Annotated in this window: 10 protein-coding genes; 9 read left to right on the plus strand and 1 reads right to left on the minus strand. The window is 59.3% G+C overall.

Annotated features, from left to right (window positions below):
* Positions 1-111 precede the first annotated feature (111 nt).
* Complete coding sequence (locus ACA075_RS15540) at positions 112-1,404, plus strand: NHL repeat-containing protein (RefSeq protein WP_497293652.1); 1,293 nt, start codon at positions 112-114, stop codon at positions 1,402-1,404.
* Between the two features lie 321 nt (positions 1,405-1,725).
* Complete coding sequence (locus ACA075_RS15545) at positions 1,726-2,982, plus strand: hypothetical protein (RefSeq protein ID WP_497293654.1); 1,257 nt, start codon at positions 1,726-1,728, stop codon at positions 2,980-2,982.
* A gap of 62 nt (positions 2,983-3,044) precedes the next feature.
* Here ACA075_RS15545 and ACA075_RS15550 read toward each other — a convergent pair whose 3' ends face one another.
* On the minus strand, positions 3,045-7,946 hold the full coding sequence (locus tag ACA075_RS15550; protein WP_497293656.1) for an NAD-glutamate dehydrogenase: 4,902 nt from the start codon (positions 7,944-7,946) through the stop codon (positions 3,045-3,047).
* Positions 7,947-8,448: 502 nt separating this feature from the next.
* Between ACA075_RS15550 and ACA075_RS15555 the strand changes: the two genes are divergently transcribed.
* The 7 genes from ACA075_RS15555 to ACA075_RS15585 all read left to right on the plus strand — a co-directional run bounded on the left by ACA075_RS15555 (position 8,449) and on the right by ACA075_RS15585 (position 15,926).
* Positions 8,449-8,802, plus strand: a complete 354-nt coding sequence (locus ACA075_RS15555) for a hypothetical protein (RefSeq protein WP_219097430.1) — start codon at positions 8,449-8,451, stop codon at positions 8,800-8,802.
* 281 nt (positions 8,803-9,083) lie between these two features.
* Positions 9,084-10,043 carry an AAA family ATPase gene (locus ACA075_RS15560; RefSeq protein WP_003218556.1) on the plus strand — a complete coding sequence of 320 codons (960 nt, stop codon included), beginning with the start codon at positions 9,084-9,086 and terminating at the stop codon, positions 10,041-10,043.
* A 5-nt stretch (positions 10,044-10,048) separates the two neighbouring features.
* A complete protein-coding gene (locus ACA075_RS15565; RefSeq protein WP_497293658.1) occupies positions 10,049-10,993 on the plus strand; it encodes a DUF58 domain-containing protein in 945 nt (314 codons plus the stop codon).
* Positions 10,990-11,484, plus strand: coding sequence for a DUF4381 domain-containing protein (locus tag ACA075_RS15570; RefSeq protein WP_497293659.1), 495 nt, complete (start codon positions 10,990-10,992; stop codon positions 11,482-11,484). The genes ACA075_RS15565 and ACA075_RS15570 overlap by 4 nt, the downstream gene beginning before the upstream one ends.
* Entirely contained in the window at positions 11,477-12,556 is a 1,080-nt protein-coding gene (locus tag ACA075_RS15575; protein ID WP_497293661.1) for a vWA domain-containing protein, read from the plus strand. The genes ACA075_RS15570 and ACA075_RS15575 overlap by 8 nt, the downstream gene beginning before the upstream one ends.
* A complete protein-coding gene (locus tag ACA075_RS15580) occupies positions 12,553-14,292 on the plus strand; it encodes a tetratricopeptide repeat protein (RefSeq protein WP_497293663.1) in 1,740 nt (579 codons plus the stop codon). The genes ACA075_RS15575 and ACA075_RS15580 overlap by 4 nt, the downstream gene beginning before the upstream one ends.
* Positions 14,289-15,926, plus strand: a complete 1,638-nt coding sequence (locus ACA075_RS15585) for a BatD family protein (protein WP_497293664.1) — start codon at positions 14,289-14,291, stop codon at positions 15,924-15,926. The genes ACA075_RS15580 and ACA075_RS15585 overlap by 4 nt, the downstream gene beginning before the upstream one ends.
* Positions 15,927-16,093: the final 167 nt, after the last annotated feature.

The raw sequence follows: 16,093 nt of genomic DNA on the forward strand, positions 1-16,093 counted from the left end.
GCCTGTTTGTTCCTGCGTATCTATTCCGTCAGTGCGACGTATTTTGATGCGACCGAAAACAATCAATTGCGACGCACCATTACAAATTTTTTTTGCTAAAGGAGCGTCAACATGCAAACCAGCAAGCCAACTATTGACCAAGACTATCTGGACCCAAAATTCGGGCTCAACCGTAATGGTGTTGTATGGGTTGAATACCCAGACCACATCAGCAATGACGCTGACGGGATCACATTAGCCCCCGACAGAAAACTCCTTATCGCCAGTGGATGCGGCTTAAAGTTTTCGATTGTGCGACTTAACGTCGACGGCACTCAGGACTCGAGTTTTGGTGAAAACGGTGTCGTCACTGGCACGTTCGCAGAGGGATACAGATCAAAAGGCAAAGGCATTACTGTACTTCAGAGCGGTGAAATATTGCTCAGCGGTGTGTTTTTGCTCGAAGATTTAGGTGGTCCCACCGAACGTGGTCTCGCGCTGTTTGATACAAATGGCCAGCCAGTCAAAGAGTTCGGCAACGGTGGCGTTCTGCTCTTACGCCCGCTGCCCGAGACCGGGTCAACACCGAGTGAAATCCAATCCCTCACTGAGACTGCAGTTGGTGCAACCAGCTATTCGGTCGAGCTGCCTTCTGGAAAACTGTTAGTCATCAGTAATCATCGTTTCAGTATCGCAGATGCATCGGGGCTGATGATTCGTCTAAACAGGGACGGGACGTTAGATGAAACGTTCGGAGCCGGGAAAAAGGGCTATGTTTTTATCAGGCACCCTGAATATTCGACCTGGATCGGCTCGATGATCGCGCTTGCAGCTGGGACGTTCGCCGTCGCGGGGTCCGCCAGGGTTGATGGCGAACACTTCGGGCTGGTGGCTGTATACAACCCCGACGGGACACCGTCCACTTCATTCGGAGACAAAGGGTTCGTGCTGCTCAACTCCATCGGTGCCGGTGAAATTAACGGACTGGCACTGATGGGCCCCCATATTCTCGGGTTCAGCAGCACAGTCGAATTACCTAATAAAGCCTTGCTTGTTTGCCTCGACAAGAACGGCAGCTTTGTCAAAGAGTTCAATAATGGCAAGCCCGTCCAGACGCCCGTCGAAAGCACCCCAGGAGGGCTTTATTGGCAATCGGGTACTCTTCGAAATGATGGAAAGTTGGTTGTTATCGGTAGTGCGGCATTTGAAGAAGACACCAAAATCATCATCGGCCAATACATGCCTGATGGTCAGCTGGACACTGACTTCGGAAACGAAAACGGTATTCTAGCCATCAATTTGACCGGCGTACTCGATATGGGCCGGGCTATCGCGGTACAGGCCGATAATAAAATCGTTGTAACCGGCCACTCCATGCCTATTGAAGGGCGCATCGAGAGTTTTGTTTTGCGCTGTTTGAACTAACCTGCCTTTCTCGCCTGGTTCTGAAACAGGGTTATACCTGAATGGCACTTACTGAGTAGCTAAGCTGATGAGAACGCGTCGATCAGCACGGGCGGAGGTCAGGATAAAACTCTCCATGTTTAGCGAGCCCTCCTCAAAAATCCGCTAGTCATCGAACCGGCCGCTCACCCAAAACACAGCTTTATCTGCCTGTCTACTGTCACCTTTGACAGTAGACAGAGCATTTACCGTCCTATCAAATGTCATCCATGCGTTGATCAACCGTTCAAGTTTCCATGCAAGCGATTGACGCTGGCACCGATAATACTTGAGGACTCAACAATGAATATAGACACTGCAGGCAATCTCGACCCCAGCTTTAATGGGAATGGAAAAGTACTCCCCACTGAAACAACCGAATTATTTGGACTAGCATTCGCTGCTCTTATTACCCGTAACGGGGATTTATTCATGGCCGGCAGACTGTGGAATGATTATTCCATAATCAGCCTAAAAAAAGATGGCACAACGAATCTGAAATTCAATGGCAACGGGATCGTCAAAGATGTCTTTAAAGTTGGTTTCTTCTCGATTATCAAAGGCATTCAACTGACTGAGAACAATGAAATTCTGATTTCGGGTCTTTACCATGAAACAGATAAAATCAATCATCACGCCTTTGCCATTTACCGTCAGGATGGAAGCCTGAACACTGATTTTGGGGTTAAAGGCAAAGCCATCATCCGTGCCATATCAGGTGGAACATATCAGGACGTCCCCCCCGCAAGCATCCCACTTTCCGATGGTGGCGTTCTTGTATCTTCCAGCCAATTGGTTTATGGAAAAACGATCGGCGTGCTCTACCGACTGCACAAAAACGGAAGTATTGACTCGAACATTGGTGGAGGCAAGGGTTTTGTTGAGGTCAAGTATCTTGAGAATCAAACAACCATCGCCTCAATGCAATTACAGCCTGATGGAAAAACTCTGTTTGCCGGATCAACTTATGTTGATAACAGATGGCGATCTTATGTCGCACGCTACAAAGGCGATCATACAATTGATCCCGAATTTGGTGAGAAGGGATTCTTTATTAACCCCGCCACCTCTAAATACGACCAGATTTATAGCATAAAACTGGATACCGACGGAAAGGTGGTAGCGGTAGGCAGTGCGCTGCAGGAGGACAGGGCTGAAGGCTTGATACTGCGTCTCACGAATGCAGGTCGCCTTGATACTGAATTCAACGACGGAAAACCATTATTGACCACACTCGACAAAACGATCTCTGACGTGGAGTTTATGAAAATAGGCTTCCAGAGCGATAATAAAATAGTGATGCAGGGGAATAGCCTGGGTGGCGAAATCGCAGATATTATTCTTGCCCGTTTCCTACCCAACGGCACCCTGGATCCAACATTCGGGACAGGAAAAGAAAAAGGAACCGGCGGATGGGTCCGTACCAAACTAGGTTCATCCGTAGACATGGGATACGCGATGGTCGTACAAGCCAATGACCGCATCGTCGTTGTAGGCGGGTACTCCATAGACGATACCTTTTTGGGGCTACGACAATTCGCTCTTCGTTATCTGAATTGATACATCGTTCAAAAAAAAAGCCCCGGCTCTTTCAAGACGGGGCTTTTTCATTCAACGCCTGATCAGGCCGCCGGTTCCAGCTCGGCAGCTGTTGAAACTGGCGCAGGCACTACCGCTTGCCCGCTCAACGCCAGGTCCAGCAACTCACGGTTGGCCACCGCGTACATGGCGTAGTCAGTGCCGCTGGCGGCACGGATTTCCACCAGCATGGCGCGCCAGCGTTCGATCATGCCTTCGTGCTCTTCCATCCACAGCGCCAGACGGGTTTCCACGTCCTGAGTGCCGTCGCCCTGTTGCAGGACGGAGATGGTAATCGCTCGTTGCTGCCAGTCGACGTCATCACGGAACGCTTCACGGGCCAGGGCCTGCCAGTTGTTTTCAACCGGCAGAGCGCTGATCTGTTGCAGGTACCAGGTGATGTCCAGCGCGCTGCCCACGGCGAAGTAGGCCTTAGCCACGTCCGCAGGGTTCTGGCCAGTCACGTCGGAGGCCTCGATGATCGGCAGCAGGGTGTACAGGTGCGAAGTGCCAGCCACCATGCGTGCGAGCAACTCCGGCACACCGGCTTCGACGTATGCCTGATAGCGGGCCTGCCAGTTTTCGTGGATCTCGCCACTCAGCAGTTCGTCGAGTTTGAGACCCAGTTCCTTCAGATGCGGACCGAAGTGCGCGACGTCACGGGCAGCATTCTGCTCGTTGCGACGGGCACGCAGGAACCAGCGCGTGGCGCGACGGCCCAGACGCATCAGCTCGTCCATCAGCTCCAGTTGTACGTCGGCGGAGACCTGATAATCCAGGGCTTCGATCTGACGGAACCAGTGCGGGAGGTGGAAGATGTCACGCACGATCACATAAGCACCTGCCACGTTCGCCGGGCTCATGCCGGTCGACTCTTTGAGTCGCTGAACGAAGGTGATGCCCATGTGGTTCACCAGATCGTTGGCGATCTGGGTGCTGACGATTTCGCGCTTCAGACGGTGACGGCGCATGGCTTCGGAGAACTTGCTCACCAGGCTTGGCGGGAAAGCGGTTTCCATGTCGCGCGTCAGGTAATCGTCGTCCGGTACCTGGGAATTGAGCAGCGCTTCCTTGAGGTCGATCTTGCTGTAGGAGATCAGCACCGACAGCTCGGCACGGGTCAGGCCGTGGCCTGCAGCGACGCGCTCGTTGATGGCTTCTTCGGCCGGCAGGAACTCGATGGCGCGATCCAGCTTGCCGCGACCTTCCAGATCGTTCATCAGGCGCTTGTATTCAGCGATCCGCGGCAAGGCACGACGGGCCGCCAGGGACAGGGCCTGAGTCTGCTTGTAGTTGTTGCCCAGGACCAGGTTGCCGACTTCGTCGGTCATGCTCGCCAGCAACTGGTTGCGTTGCTTGTCGGTCATGTCACCGGCCTGAACCACTTCGTTCAGCAGAATCTTGATGTTCACTTCGTGGTCGGAGCAGTCCACGCCACCGGCGTTGTCGATGAAGTCGGTGTTGGAACCGCCGCCATTGAGGCCGAATTCGACACGACCCAGTTGGGTCATGCCGAGGTTACCGCCCTCGCCCACGACTTTGCAGCGCAGTTCGTTGCCGTTCACACGCAGTGCATCGTTGGCCTTGTCGCCGACATCGGCGTGGCTTTCGGTGCTGGCTTTGACGTAGGTGCCGATACCGCCGTTCCACAACAGGTCCACTGGCGCCTTGAGCAAGGCGTTCAGCAGTTCGGTCGGGGTCAGCTTGTCCGCCTGGATGTCGAAACGCTCTTTCATCTGCGGGGAAATCGCGATGCTTTTCGCGCTACGGGAGAAGATCCCGCCGCCTTCGGACATGATGCTGGTGTCGTAGTCCGACCAGGCCGAACGCGGCAGGTCGAACAGGCGCTGACGCTCGGCGAAGCTGTTGGCAGGCTCCGGGTTCGGGTCAATGAAGATGTGCAGGTGGTTGAAGGCTGCGACCAGTTGCAGCTTGTCGGACATCAACAAGCCGTTACCGAACACGTCACCGGCCATGTCGCCGACGCCCACCACGGTGATGCTGTCTTCCTGAACATTGATGCCGCGCTCGCGGAAGTGACGTTGAACGCCTACCCACGCGCCCTTGGCGGTGATGCCCATCTTCTTGTGGTCGTAGCCGGCCGAGCCGCCGGACGCAAAGGCATCACCGAGCCAGAAGCCGTAGTCGATGGCGATACCGTTGGCGATGTCGGAGAAAGTGGCAGTGCCCTTGTCCGCAGCGACCACCAGGTACGGGTCATCGTCGTCATGACGCACGACATTGGCCGGCGGAACCAGCGCCCCGTCTTTGAGGTTGTCGGTGATGTCCAACAGGCCCGAGATGAAGATGCGGTAGCAGGCGATGCCCTCGGCCGCGATCTCGTCTCGGCTGCCGCCCAGTGGCAAGCGACGCGGCAGGAAGCCGCCCTTGGCACCCACTGGCACGATGACCGAGTTCTTCACTTGCTGGGCTTTTACCAGGCCCAGGACTTCGGTACGGAAGTCTTCTTCACGGTCAGACCAGCGCAGACCACCGCGAGCCACGTTGCCGAAGCGCAGGTGCACGCCTTCAACGCGTGGCGAGTAGACGAAGATTTCGAACTTCGGTACTGGCTTCGGCAGCTCTGGAATCTGGTGCGGGTTGAACTTGAAGCTGAAGTAGGACTTGTTCTTGCCGTTCGCATCGGTCTGGTAGAAGTTGGTCCGCAACGTGGCCTTGATCAGGTCCAGGTAGCGACGCAGGATGCGGTCTTCGTTCAGCACCTGGACTTCGTCCAGTGCGGCAATGATCGCGTGTTCCAGGCGTTGCTGCTTGTCTTCCAGATCGTCGCCGGTCAGCTTGCGCGCCAGGTAGAAACGGGTCTTGAACAACCGGGTCAACTCGCGAGCGATGTCGGTGTGGTTGTTCAGGGTGCTGGCGATGTAACCCAGGTCGAAGCCCAGGCGAATCTGCTTCATGTAACGGGCGTAGGCACGCAGCAGCGCCACATCGCGCCAAGGCAAGCCGGCGGTCAGCACCAGACGGTTGAATGCATCGTTCTCGGCATCGCCACGCACGATGTGGACGAAGGCGTCCTGCAAGGTGTCGTTGAGTTGCTGGATGTCGAGTTCCAGACCTTCAGCGGCGGTGAACGCGAAGTCGTGAATCCAGAACTCGCGGCCACTGTTGTGGCGCAGGCGATACGGGAACTCACCCAACACGCGCAGACCGAGGTTTTCCAGGATCGGCAACACGTCGGACAGCGCCAGCGGCGTATCGGCGTGATACAGCTTGCAGTGCAGTTCACGCTGACCGGAGACCTGACCCAGTGGCTGATAGAAACTCATCACCAGTGGATTTTTTTCGTTCAGGCTCAGCAGGTGCTGCATGTCGACCACGGCCGAGTGGGCCGCGAAACGCTCGCGGTAACCGGCCGGGAAGCCTTTCGGGAAGTCGGCCAGCACGTTGGTGCCGTGGGCTTCGCCGAAGCTTTCGACGACCAGGCTGGCGTAGTCGTCCTGCCAGCTGCGGCAGGCTTGCACGACTTCTTTTTCCAGCAGGACCGGGTCGATGTCGAGACGGTTCTTTGGATCGACGCGCAGGATCAGCTGTACGCGAGCCAGTACGGATTCGGAGAAGAAGGTCCAGAACTCGCAGTCCGAGGCTTTCAGGCGATCCATCAGCACTTGCTGGATCTTCTGGCGCACTTCGGTGGAGTAGATGTCACGCGGCACGTAGGCCAGGCAGTAGCAGAAACGGCCGTATGGGTCTTTGCGCAGGAACACGCGGATCTTGTTGCGTTCCTGGATCTGCACGATCGACATCACGGTGCTGAACAGCTCGTCCACCGGGGTCTGGAACAGATCATCGCGCGGCAGCACTTCGACCACTTGCGCCAGTTCCTTGCCCAGGTGAGCCTTGGGCTGGAAGCCGGAACGGCGTTCGATTTCCTCGACCTTGCGACGGATGTACGGAATGACCCGCACGCTCTCGCCATACACCGAAGAGGTGTACAGGCCCATGAAACGGCATTCCTTGATGACGTTGCCGTCGGCGTCGATTTCACGGATCGACACATAGTCCGGGTAAGCCGGACGGTGGACACGGCTTGGGTGTGCAGCCTTGGCGAACGACAACAGGGTCGGTTCGCGCAGGTACTTCACGGCGTAGTCTTCGATGCGCAGGTCGTCGTAGGTCAGGCCGGTGCGCAGCAATTTGGTCAGGCCGAGGAACGAATCCTGGTCGTAGACGATGTGGCCGCCGTCGACTTCATCGCGAACCACGAACTCTTCATAGCCCAGAAACGTGAAGTGGTTGCCCACCAGCCATTCCAGGAAGCTTTTGATTTCGGCTTTTTCTTCAGGATCGACAGCGAACTGGCTGCTGTCCAGGTGGCTCAGGATTTCCTGGACCTTGGCTTTCATCGGTTCGAAATCGGTGACCGCGACGCGGACTTCACCGAGAACCTGTTCCAATTCCTTGCTCAGGACATTGAGCTCGGCCGCGTTGGCGCAACGGTCGATTTCCAGGTACATCAGCGATTCTTGCAGAATGCCTTCGCCCTGGGTGCCTTTCGGCAGGATTTCCAGCAGCTCGCCCTTGCTGCCGCGACGCACGCTCAGCACAGTGGTTTGCAGGGTATGAATGCTGTAGCCGCGACGGTTCAGCTCGGTACGCACCGAGTCCACCAGGAATGGCAGGTCGTGGTGCAGCACTTCGACCGCGGTGTGGGTCGACTGCCAGCCGTGGCGTTCGTAATCCGGGTTGTAGACGCGCACTTGCGGTTGCGCGTGATCGAAGCGCTCAAGCAGGCGCCACGCAGAAAGGGTGCAGCCGGCGAGGTCGGACAACCGACGCTGGGTCAGCTCGTCCAGGGAAATGATGCCGAAGAATTGTTCAGCGAACAGCGCCACTTGTGGCAGTGCCTGTTCACTGATGTGCTGGGCCAGTGCCGCTTGCAGTTGGTGCTGGAAGTCGGCTTTGCTGGCTGCGGTGAAGAACGCCATCTGTGGTACTCCGCTTGGGCTTGTTATTGATGGAAGCGTCGCGTGCAAAACCCCTTTCGGGGCGATCCGTCACCCTGTTCCTGATTCTCGGGCAGAGGAAACAGGATGACAGGTGGGTGAAGCTGGACGAGACACTCAGGTCACATTCACCTTCCATGAGGGTTATCGGCAAAAACGCCTGTGCGATGAATTGCACAATGTCTTTACGGATATCCATTCGATGCGCAGCTTAACGAGTGCGGCAAGGCCTGTGCTTGCGGCGCTGCGACATATTCGGTCATCGGTACGCAGCTCACGGCATGCGCCTCGAACAACACTAGCAGTCGCGCAGGAAAACGGGCGTTTTATCCCCGGTTTTACGGCACATCCGTACCAGAAATGACCAGTAACACTCCAAGTGTTCACGACACATCCTCTACACTCAGGCGAGCAGAAATTCCAGAGGGCTGGCAGAATCGCCTTTTATTGCGTTCACAATGCTCGCCGAGCCAGGATTTTCCCCATGCAAATGACCACCGCACTCTTGATCGTCAACCCGTGCGATGACGAAGAAGACAACATGGCCATGCTCTGCTGCCACAGCGATCAGGGCGACATGTTCCTGATGACCCGTTACCCGGACGAGGACGCGCTGGACATCACCCTCGACGGCGAGCCTTCGACGCTGGATGGCGTCAAAGTGACCTTGAGCCCTACCCGCTTGCTGATTGAAATCGCGGCGGCGGATGCGGATGCGCTGAATGGCGATGATTCGCTGGAGATCATTCACAGTACGGATGCTGGCGATCTGGCTGAGGTCGAGGAAACCTTGCAAAACATCCTCAAGGGGACTGGCACCTATATAAGCGAGATTTGAGGGTGCCTTGACCGGCCTCATCGCGAGCAGGCTCGCTCCCACAGGTGACCGAGTCGTTTGATTGAAATGCGATCAATGTCGGAGCGAGCCTGCTCGCGATGAGGCCCGAAAGAACACCTCCAGCCTTGGAGCCTCACAAAACTCCAACAATTTCCCCAACCATTTCCCACACTTTGCACAAAATGCCGTTAGTCGCCGCCCCCCGCGATGGATTAAAGTAACGCCCCCAGCCCTGGCGTTATTCGAACGTCTTCGGTCACCCTTTCCAGGAACAGTCATCGATGGAACATCGTGAAGCGCTGCTAGCGCTGCGAACCTTTCTTTCAACGCAGATTCTCGGCCAGGAAAAACTCATCGAGCGCTTGCTCATCGCCTTGCTTGCCGACGGCCACATGCTGGTCGAGGGTGCCCCGGGGCTGGCCAAGACCAAGGCCATCAAAGAACTCGCCGAAGGCATCGAAGCCCAGTTCCATCGCATCCAGTTCACCCCCGACCTGCTGCCGGCCGACATCACCGGCACGGAAATCTATCGCCCGGAAACCGGCAGCTTCGTATTCCAGCAAGGCCCGATCTTCCACAACCTGGTGCTGGCGGACGAAATCAACCGCGCCCCGGCCAAGGTTCAATCGGCATTGCTGGAAGCCATGGCCGAGCGCCAGGTCAGTGTCGGGCGCAGCACTTACGAGCTGTCGCCGCTTTTTCTGGTGATGGCCACGCAAAACCCGATCGAGCAGGAAGGCACCTATCCCCTGCCGGAAGCCCAGCTCGACCGCTTCCTGATGCACGTGAAAATCGGCTTCCCCGATGCTGCCGTCGAACGCCGCATCCTGCAACAGGCCCGTGGCGAAGCCCTTAACGGCGAAACTAAGCCCGAGCGCCGGGTCAGCCAGCAGGCGATTTTCGCCGCACGCAAGGAAATCCTCGGTTTGTACATGGCCGACGCCGTGGAGGAATACCTGGTGCAACTGGTCATGGCCACGCGCACCCCGGCCAAGTTCGACCCGGAGATGGCCGAGTGGATCGCCTACGGTGCCAGTCCCCGCGGTTCGATTGCCCTCGACCGCTGCGCCCGGGCCCACGCCTGGCTGGCCGGTCGCGACTTCGTCAGCCCGGAAGACATCCAGGCCGTGCTGTTCGACGTACTGCGCCACCGCATCATTCTGTCCTTTGAAGCCGAAGCCGCTGGCATCGATCAGGACCGGGTGGTCCAGCGGATTCTCGACGTCGTAGCCGTCGCTTGACCCCGATGAACGCCCTCCTGCCGCCCGAGCCGGGCATCCGCGTCAGTCTCGCCGAGCTGATCGAGATGCGCCATCGCGTGCGCGAAGTGCAGCTGTTTTCCACGCCGAGCCAGCGCAGCCCGCTGATCGGCCTGCACCACTCCAAGCTGCGCGGCCGTGGCGTGGACTTCGATCAGGTGCGGGTTTATCAGGCCGGCGACGACGTGCGCACCATCGACTGGCGAGTCACCGCCCGCACCCAGGAGCCCCACACCAAGCTGTTTCACGAAGAACGCGAGCGGCCGATTTTCATCATGGTCGAGCAAAGCCGTCGGCTGTTTTTCGGCTCCGGGCTGATGTTCAAATCAGTGCTGGCCGCCCAGGCAGCGAGCCTGATCGGCTGGGCAGCCCTGGGCCATAACGACCGGGTCGGCGGGCTGGTGTTCGGCGACAACGAGCACTACGAGATCAAGCCCCGGCGCAGCAAACAAAGCCTGCTGCAACTGCTTAACCGTCTGGTGCGGGTCAATCAGTCGCTGCACACCGAAAGCGAGCAGAACCGTGATTCCCTCAACATGGCCCTGCGTCGGGCGCGGGAGGTGCTGCGCCCCGGCAGCCTGGTCATCGTGATCTGCGATGAACGCGCCTTGACCGAAGGTGCTGAACAGCAATTGAGTCTGTTGTCGCGTCATTGCGACCTGTTGCTGCTGCCACTGTCCGACCCACTGGATCACGCCCTCCCCGCCGCCGGGCTGCTGCGCTTCGCCGAACGTGGCGCGCAACTGGAACTCGACACGCTGAATTTCGACCTGCGCCAGACTTACCGCGCCCAGGCCGAAGCCCGCATCGCCCGCTGGGAACTGCTCGCGCAAAAGCTGCGGGTATTGCTGATGCCGTTGAGCACCCAGAGCGAGATGGTCGAGCAATTGCGTGAGTATCTGAACCTACAAAAACCGGGGAAAGGTCGATGAGCAGCCTCGATCAACTGCAACCGCTGATTTCCCCGCCGCCCATCGAATTCTGGCCACCCGCGCCCGGCTGGTGGCTGTTGCTGTTTTTGCTGCCGCTGATCGGTTTTGGCCTGTGGAAGGCGCGGCGACTCATTCCGGACAAACGCCCGATCGTGCGCGCCGAACAACCGCTGGACCCGGTGCGTATCGCCGCATTGGCCGAACTGGCGCAGATGCCAAAACCCTACGACGGCGCACCGGCCGGCGCCTGGTTGCAGCAGCTTAACGGCTTGCTCAAACGCCTGTGCCGCAACCATTACCCCTACAGTCAGAGCCATACCCTCAACGGGCGCAAGTGGCTGGCGTTCCTCGACAACCGTTGCCCGGCCGCCGGCCTGACACGCTGGATGGTGCTGGTCGAAGGCGCCTACAAACCCGAATGCAAACTCGACGACAAGGCCATCGCCGGCCTCACTCAAGCCGTCGATACCTGGATTCGCAAACATGTTTGAGTTCGCCTGGCCGTGGATCTTTGCCCTGCTGCCGCTGCCCTGGTTGATGCGCGTTCTGCTGCCGGTGGCCGACAGCGGCGAACCGGCGCTCAAAGTCAGTTTCCTCAACGACCTCGAAGGCCTGGCCCGCCGCCGTGCCCGGGCCAACCTGCCAGCCTGGCGCCAGCAAGCACCGTTCATTCTGTTGTGGCTGTTGTTGCTGATAGCGACAGCGCGCCCGCAATGGCTGGGCGAACCGCTGCCGATTGCCGCCAGTGGTCGCGATCTGCTGGTGGCCGTGGACGTGTCCGGCTCCATGGATTTCCCCGACATGCAGTGGCAGGACGAAGACGTCAGCCGACTGTCGCTGGTTCAGCACTTGCTCGGTGACTTCCTTGAAAGTCGCGACGGCGATCGCGTCGGCCTGATCCTGTTCGGCAGCCAGGCGTACCTGCAAGCGCCCTTGACGTTCGACCGACACACCGTACGCGTGTGGCTCGACGAAGCGCGAATCGGCATCGCCGGCAAGAACACCGCCATTGGCGACGCGATCGGCCTCGCCCTTAAACGCCTGCGCATGCGTCCAGCCCAGAGCCGCGTGCTGATCCTGGTCACGGACGGCGCCAACAATGGCGGTGAAATCGACCCGCTCACGGCAGCGCGGCTGGCGGCCAAAGAAGGCGTGAAGATCTACCCGATCGGCATCGGCGCCGACCCGGAGCAGAGCGGCACCTTGGGTTTTCTCGGGGTCAATCCGAGCCTGGACCTCGATGAACCGGCGTTGAAGGCCATCGCCCAAGCCACCGGCGGCCAGTACTTTCGCGCCCACGATGGCAAAGAGCTGCAGTCGATCAAGGACACCCTCGACACACTTGAGCCAGTGACTCAACAACCGACCCAGGCTCGCCCGGCGCAGGCGTTGTATCACTGGCCTTTGGCACTGGCGTTGTTGTTGAGCATGTTGTTGGTGGTTCGCGAGCGTTGGCCGGACAACCCACTGCAACGGCTGTTTACCAAGGACCTGTTTTTGCAGACGCAACTGCCTGACTGGCGCCAGCGGCTCAAACGCCTGCGTCTGCGGAGGCGCCGATGAGTGCGCTGTGGCCGTACTGGTTTCGCCCCTGGTGGTTGCTGTTGGTGCCGCTGTTGGGCTGGCTGCTCTGGCAACTCTGGCATCGGCAAAAACGCGCCGGACGCTGGCAGATGATCCTGCCACCGGCCTTCCACGCCGCACTGCTGAGCGGTGGCAACGGTCGCGATAACAAGCTGCCGTGGGTCGTCCTTGGCATGGCGTGGGTATTGACCGTCCTGGCCTTGTTGGGGCCGAGTTGGGAGCGCGTCGAACAAATCAGTCAGAAACCCGCCGACCCGCTGGTGGTTGTGCTTGAGCTGACCCCGGAAATGCTCGCCACCGACGTGGCGCCGAACCGACTCGAACAGGCACGACGCAAACTGTTAGACCTGCTGCAAGTGCGCAGCGACGCCCAGACTGCAATCGTCGTCTATGCCGGCAGCGCCCACACCCTGGTGCCCCTGTCGGATGACCTGTCGACCAGCCGTAATCTGCTCGATGCGCTCAAGCCTTCGCTGATGCCCGAAGCAGGCCATCGCGCGGACCTCGCGGTGACCAAGGCCCTGGCACTGCTGAATCAGGGGGATTTGGGTGAAGGCCGGATCCTGTTGATTGGTTCCACCTTGACGGACCTGGAACGTGAAGGGATTCGCCAGGCACTGGACCGAAAATCGACGCAGTTCCTGATGCTCGGCATCGGCACCGCCGAAGGCGCGCCGGTCGCGCAAGAGGACGGCAGTTTCCTCAAGGACGACCAGGGCGCGATTCTGGTGCCGCGCCTGGACAGTCCCAGCCTGAAAGCCTTTGCCAACGACCTCGGCGGACGCTATCGCCCAGCGCGACTGGGCGATACCGACCTGCGCGGGCTCGGCCTGCTTGACGGTCCACGCACCCTGCGCAACGACGGCCAGACCTTGCGCCTGGACACCTGGGCCGATGAGGGTTACTGGTTGCTGCTGCCGCTGTTGCTGCTGGCGGCGTGCGCCGGTCGCCGTGGCTGGTTGTTCTGCCTGCCTTTACTGCTCCTGTTGCCGCAACCGAGCTATGCCTTCGACTTTGAAGACTTGTGGTTGCGCCCCGATCAACGGGGCCTGCATCTGCTCAGGCAAGGCCATCCGGCGAAGGCTTCGCAGCATTTTGAGGATCCGCAGTGGCAAGGCGTCGCGCTGTATGAAGCTGGCGACTATAGCGGCGCCGCCCAGCGGTTCGCCGAGGGCAACGATGCGCACGCCCACTACAATCGTGGCAACGCCCTGGCCAAAAGCGGTGAGCTGGAAGCGGCGCTGGACGCTTACGATCAGGCACTGGAACGTCAACCGGATCTGCGCCCGGCGCAGACCAACAAGGCACTGGTAGAAAGTCTGCTCAAGCAGAAAAACGCACCACCACCGGTTGAGCCGCAGAAATCCGCCGATGACGAGACCCAGAACACCGAGCAAGAACCGCCACCGGGTGCCGCCACACAACCGGCGGACAACGACCATCCGAAATCCGACGCCGGACAGACCACGCCGGACGCCGGGCAACAGGCCACAACGCCGCCGAAACCGGGCACCAATGAAGTCCCGGGCAGCGAGCTGGGGGACGAGCAAAGCACCACACCACCGATGCGGCCAGCCAGCGACAATATCGATGGCGAACAGCGTCAGGCGCTGGAGCAATGGCTGCGCAAGATCCCGGATGACCCGGGTGAATTGCTCAGGCGCAAATTCTGGTACGAACAGCAACAACATCAGGATCAGGAAAAAACGCGATGACCCGCTTCACCCTTTTCATGCTCGCCCTGCTGTTTAGCACCGTTCAGGTCCACGCGGCGGCGCTGGTCGCCAGTGTCGATCGCAGTCGTCTGAACTCCGGCGAGACGGTCGAACTGACCCTGGAATCCAACGACGTGACGCAGTTCGGCAAGCCTGACCTGGCGCCGCTGGAACCGCTGTTCGAAGTGCGTGGCACCCGCCAGGTTAACCAACTGACCACCCTGAACGGCGACAATCGCGCCACTACACGTTGGATCATCACCTTGCTGCCCAAGGAAAACGGCAGCGTGACGATTCCACCGCTGCAGCTGGGCGACGTCCAGAGCCAGCCGATTACCGTGCAAGTGGTCGAAAGCGAAACCCAGGACACCGCGAACAAACTGGCCCCGGTGTTCATCGACGCCAGCCTCGATCAGTCCAGCGTTTACGTGCAGGCCCAGGCCATCCTGACCTTGCGCATCTATCATTCGGTGTCGCTGTACGACGACAGCAGCCTGACGCCGTTGCAGATTCCCGATGCGCGAATCGAACAACTGGGCGAGTCGCGCACTTACGAGAAAGCCATCAACGGCCTGCGCCACGGCGTGATCGAAATGCGTTATGCGATCTACCCGCAACACAGCGGCGAATTGACCATTCCGGCGCAGATCTTCAGCGCCACGCTCGTCGACGCCCAGCCCACCCAGGACGCCACCCAGGCGCCGAAGTCCGGGAAACTGATGCGTGTCAGCTCCGCGCCGATTCTGCTAACGGTCAAGGCCAAACCCATTACTTACCCTGCCGACCTGCCCTGGTTGCCGGCCCGCAGCCTGAGCCTGAGCGAAAGCTGGAACCCGGAGCCGGACCATGCGCAGGTAGGTGATTCGCTGACTCGTAGTCTGACCTTGAAGGCCGAAGGCCTGGCCAGCTCCCAACTGCCGCCGCTGCCCGCCACCGACGTCAATGGACTGCGCCGCTACCCGGATCAACCGGTGCTGAGCAACCAAAGCACCGAGCGCGGCCTGATCGGCAGCCGTGAAGATCGCGAAGCGCTGGTGCCGGGCCGCAGTGGTGCCATCGAGTTGCCCGCGGTGGAAGTGGTCTGGTGGAACACCTTCGAAGATCACCTGGAACACAGCAGCCTGCCGGCCCGAAGCCTGCAAGTGGCGAACAATCCGAGCCTGGTGATTGATACACCGGCTAACACCGCGCAAGTGAATACCGGCGTCGACAGTGAAACCTTGTGGAAGTGGAAACTCAGCACATTGATTCTGGCCTGCACCACGTTGCTGGGTTTCGGACTCTGGTGGCGCGCCCGCTGGCAACCGGCAATCCTGCGTGCCGCGCAGACCGGCCCGAGCCCACGCACCGTCCTCGACGAACTCAAACGCGCCTGCCAGGCCAACGACTCCCACGCCACCCGCCAGGCCCTCGACGCCTGGGCCCGGCAACAGCCGGAAACCCTGGCCGACATGGCCGCCCGGTTCGTGCCTTTGTCCGACGCACTGGACGGCTTAAACGGCGCGCTCTACAGCGAAACCGGCCAGCACTGGCAAGGCGAAGATCTGTGGCGGGCGATCAAGGCGATCCCGATTGCCGAACGGGTTCAGGATCCGGTGGGTGACAGTGGTCTCCCGCCGCTGTACCCGAAATAATCACGGCCACCACACTCCCTGTAGCAGCTGGCGAAGCCTGCGTCCGGCTGCGAAGCAGTCGTAAAATCAGCATATGCGGTGGATCAGGCAAATCGCGCAAGCAGCATTTACGACAGCTCCGCAGCCGAACGCAGCCTCGCAGGCTCGGCAGCTGCTACAAGGGTTGT

The organism is Pseudomonas sp. LBUM1663 (genome assembly GCF_059695905.1).

What these genes read in the sequence shown, in the direction of transcription:
- ACA075_RS15580 (WP_497293663.1), top strand. Translation starts at nt 12,553, where the DNA reads ATGAGTGCGCTGTGGCCGTACTGGTTTCGCCCCTGGTGGTTGCTGTTG.
- ACA075_RS15575 (WP_497293661.1), top strand. Translation starts at nt 11,477, where the DNA reads ATGTTTGAGTTCGCCTGGCCGTGGATCTTTGCCCTGCTGCCGCTGCCC.
- ACA075_RS15545 (WP_497293654.1), top strand. Translation starts at nt 1,726, where the DNA reads ATGAATATAGACACTGCAGGCAATCTCGACCCCAGCTTTAATGGGAAT.
- ACA075_RS15550 (WP_497293656.1), bottom strand. Translation starts at nt 7,946, where the DNA reads ATGGCGTTCTTCACCGCAGCCAGCAAAGCCGACTTCCAGCACCAACTG.
- ACA075_RS15540 (WP_497293652.1), top strand. Translation starts at nt 112, where the DNA reads ATGCAAACCAGCAAGCCAACTATTGACCAAGACTATCTGGACCCAAAA.
- ACA075_RS15555 (WP_219097430.1), top strand. Translation starts at nt 8,449, where the DNA reads ATGCAAATGACCACCGCACTCTTGATCGTCAACCCGTGCGATGACGAA.
- ACA075_RS15560 (WP_003218556.1), top strand. Translation starts at nt 9,084, where the DNA reads ATGGAACATCGTGAAGCGCTGCTAGCGCTGCGAACCTTTCTTTCAACG.
- ACA075_RS15570 (WP_497293659.1), top strand. Translation starts at nt 10,990, where the DNA reads ATGAGCAGCCTCGATCAACTGCAACCGCTGATTTCCCCGCCGCCCATC.
- ACA075_RS15565 (WP_497293658.1), top strand. Translation starts at nt 10,049, where the DNA reads ATGAACGCCCTCCTGCCGCCCGAGCCGGGCATCCGCGTCAGTCTCGCC.
- ACA075_RS15585 (WP_497293664.1), top strand. Translation starts at nt 14,289, where the DNA reads ATGACCCGCTTCACCCTTTTCATGCTCGCCCTGCTGTTTAGCACCGTT.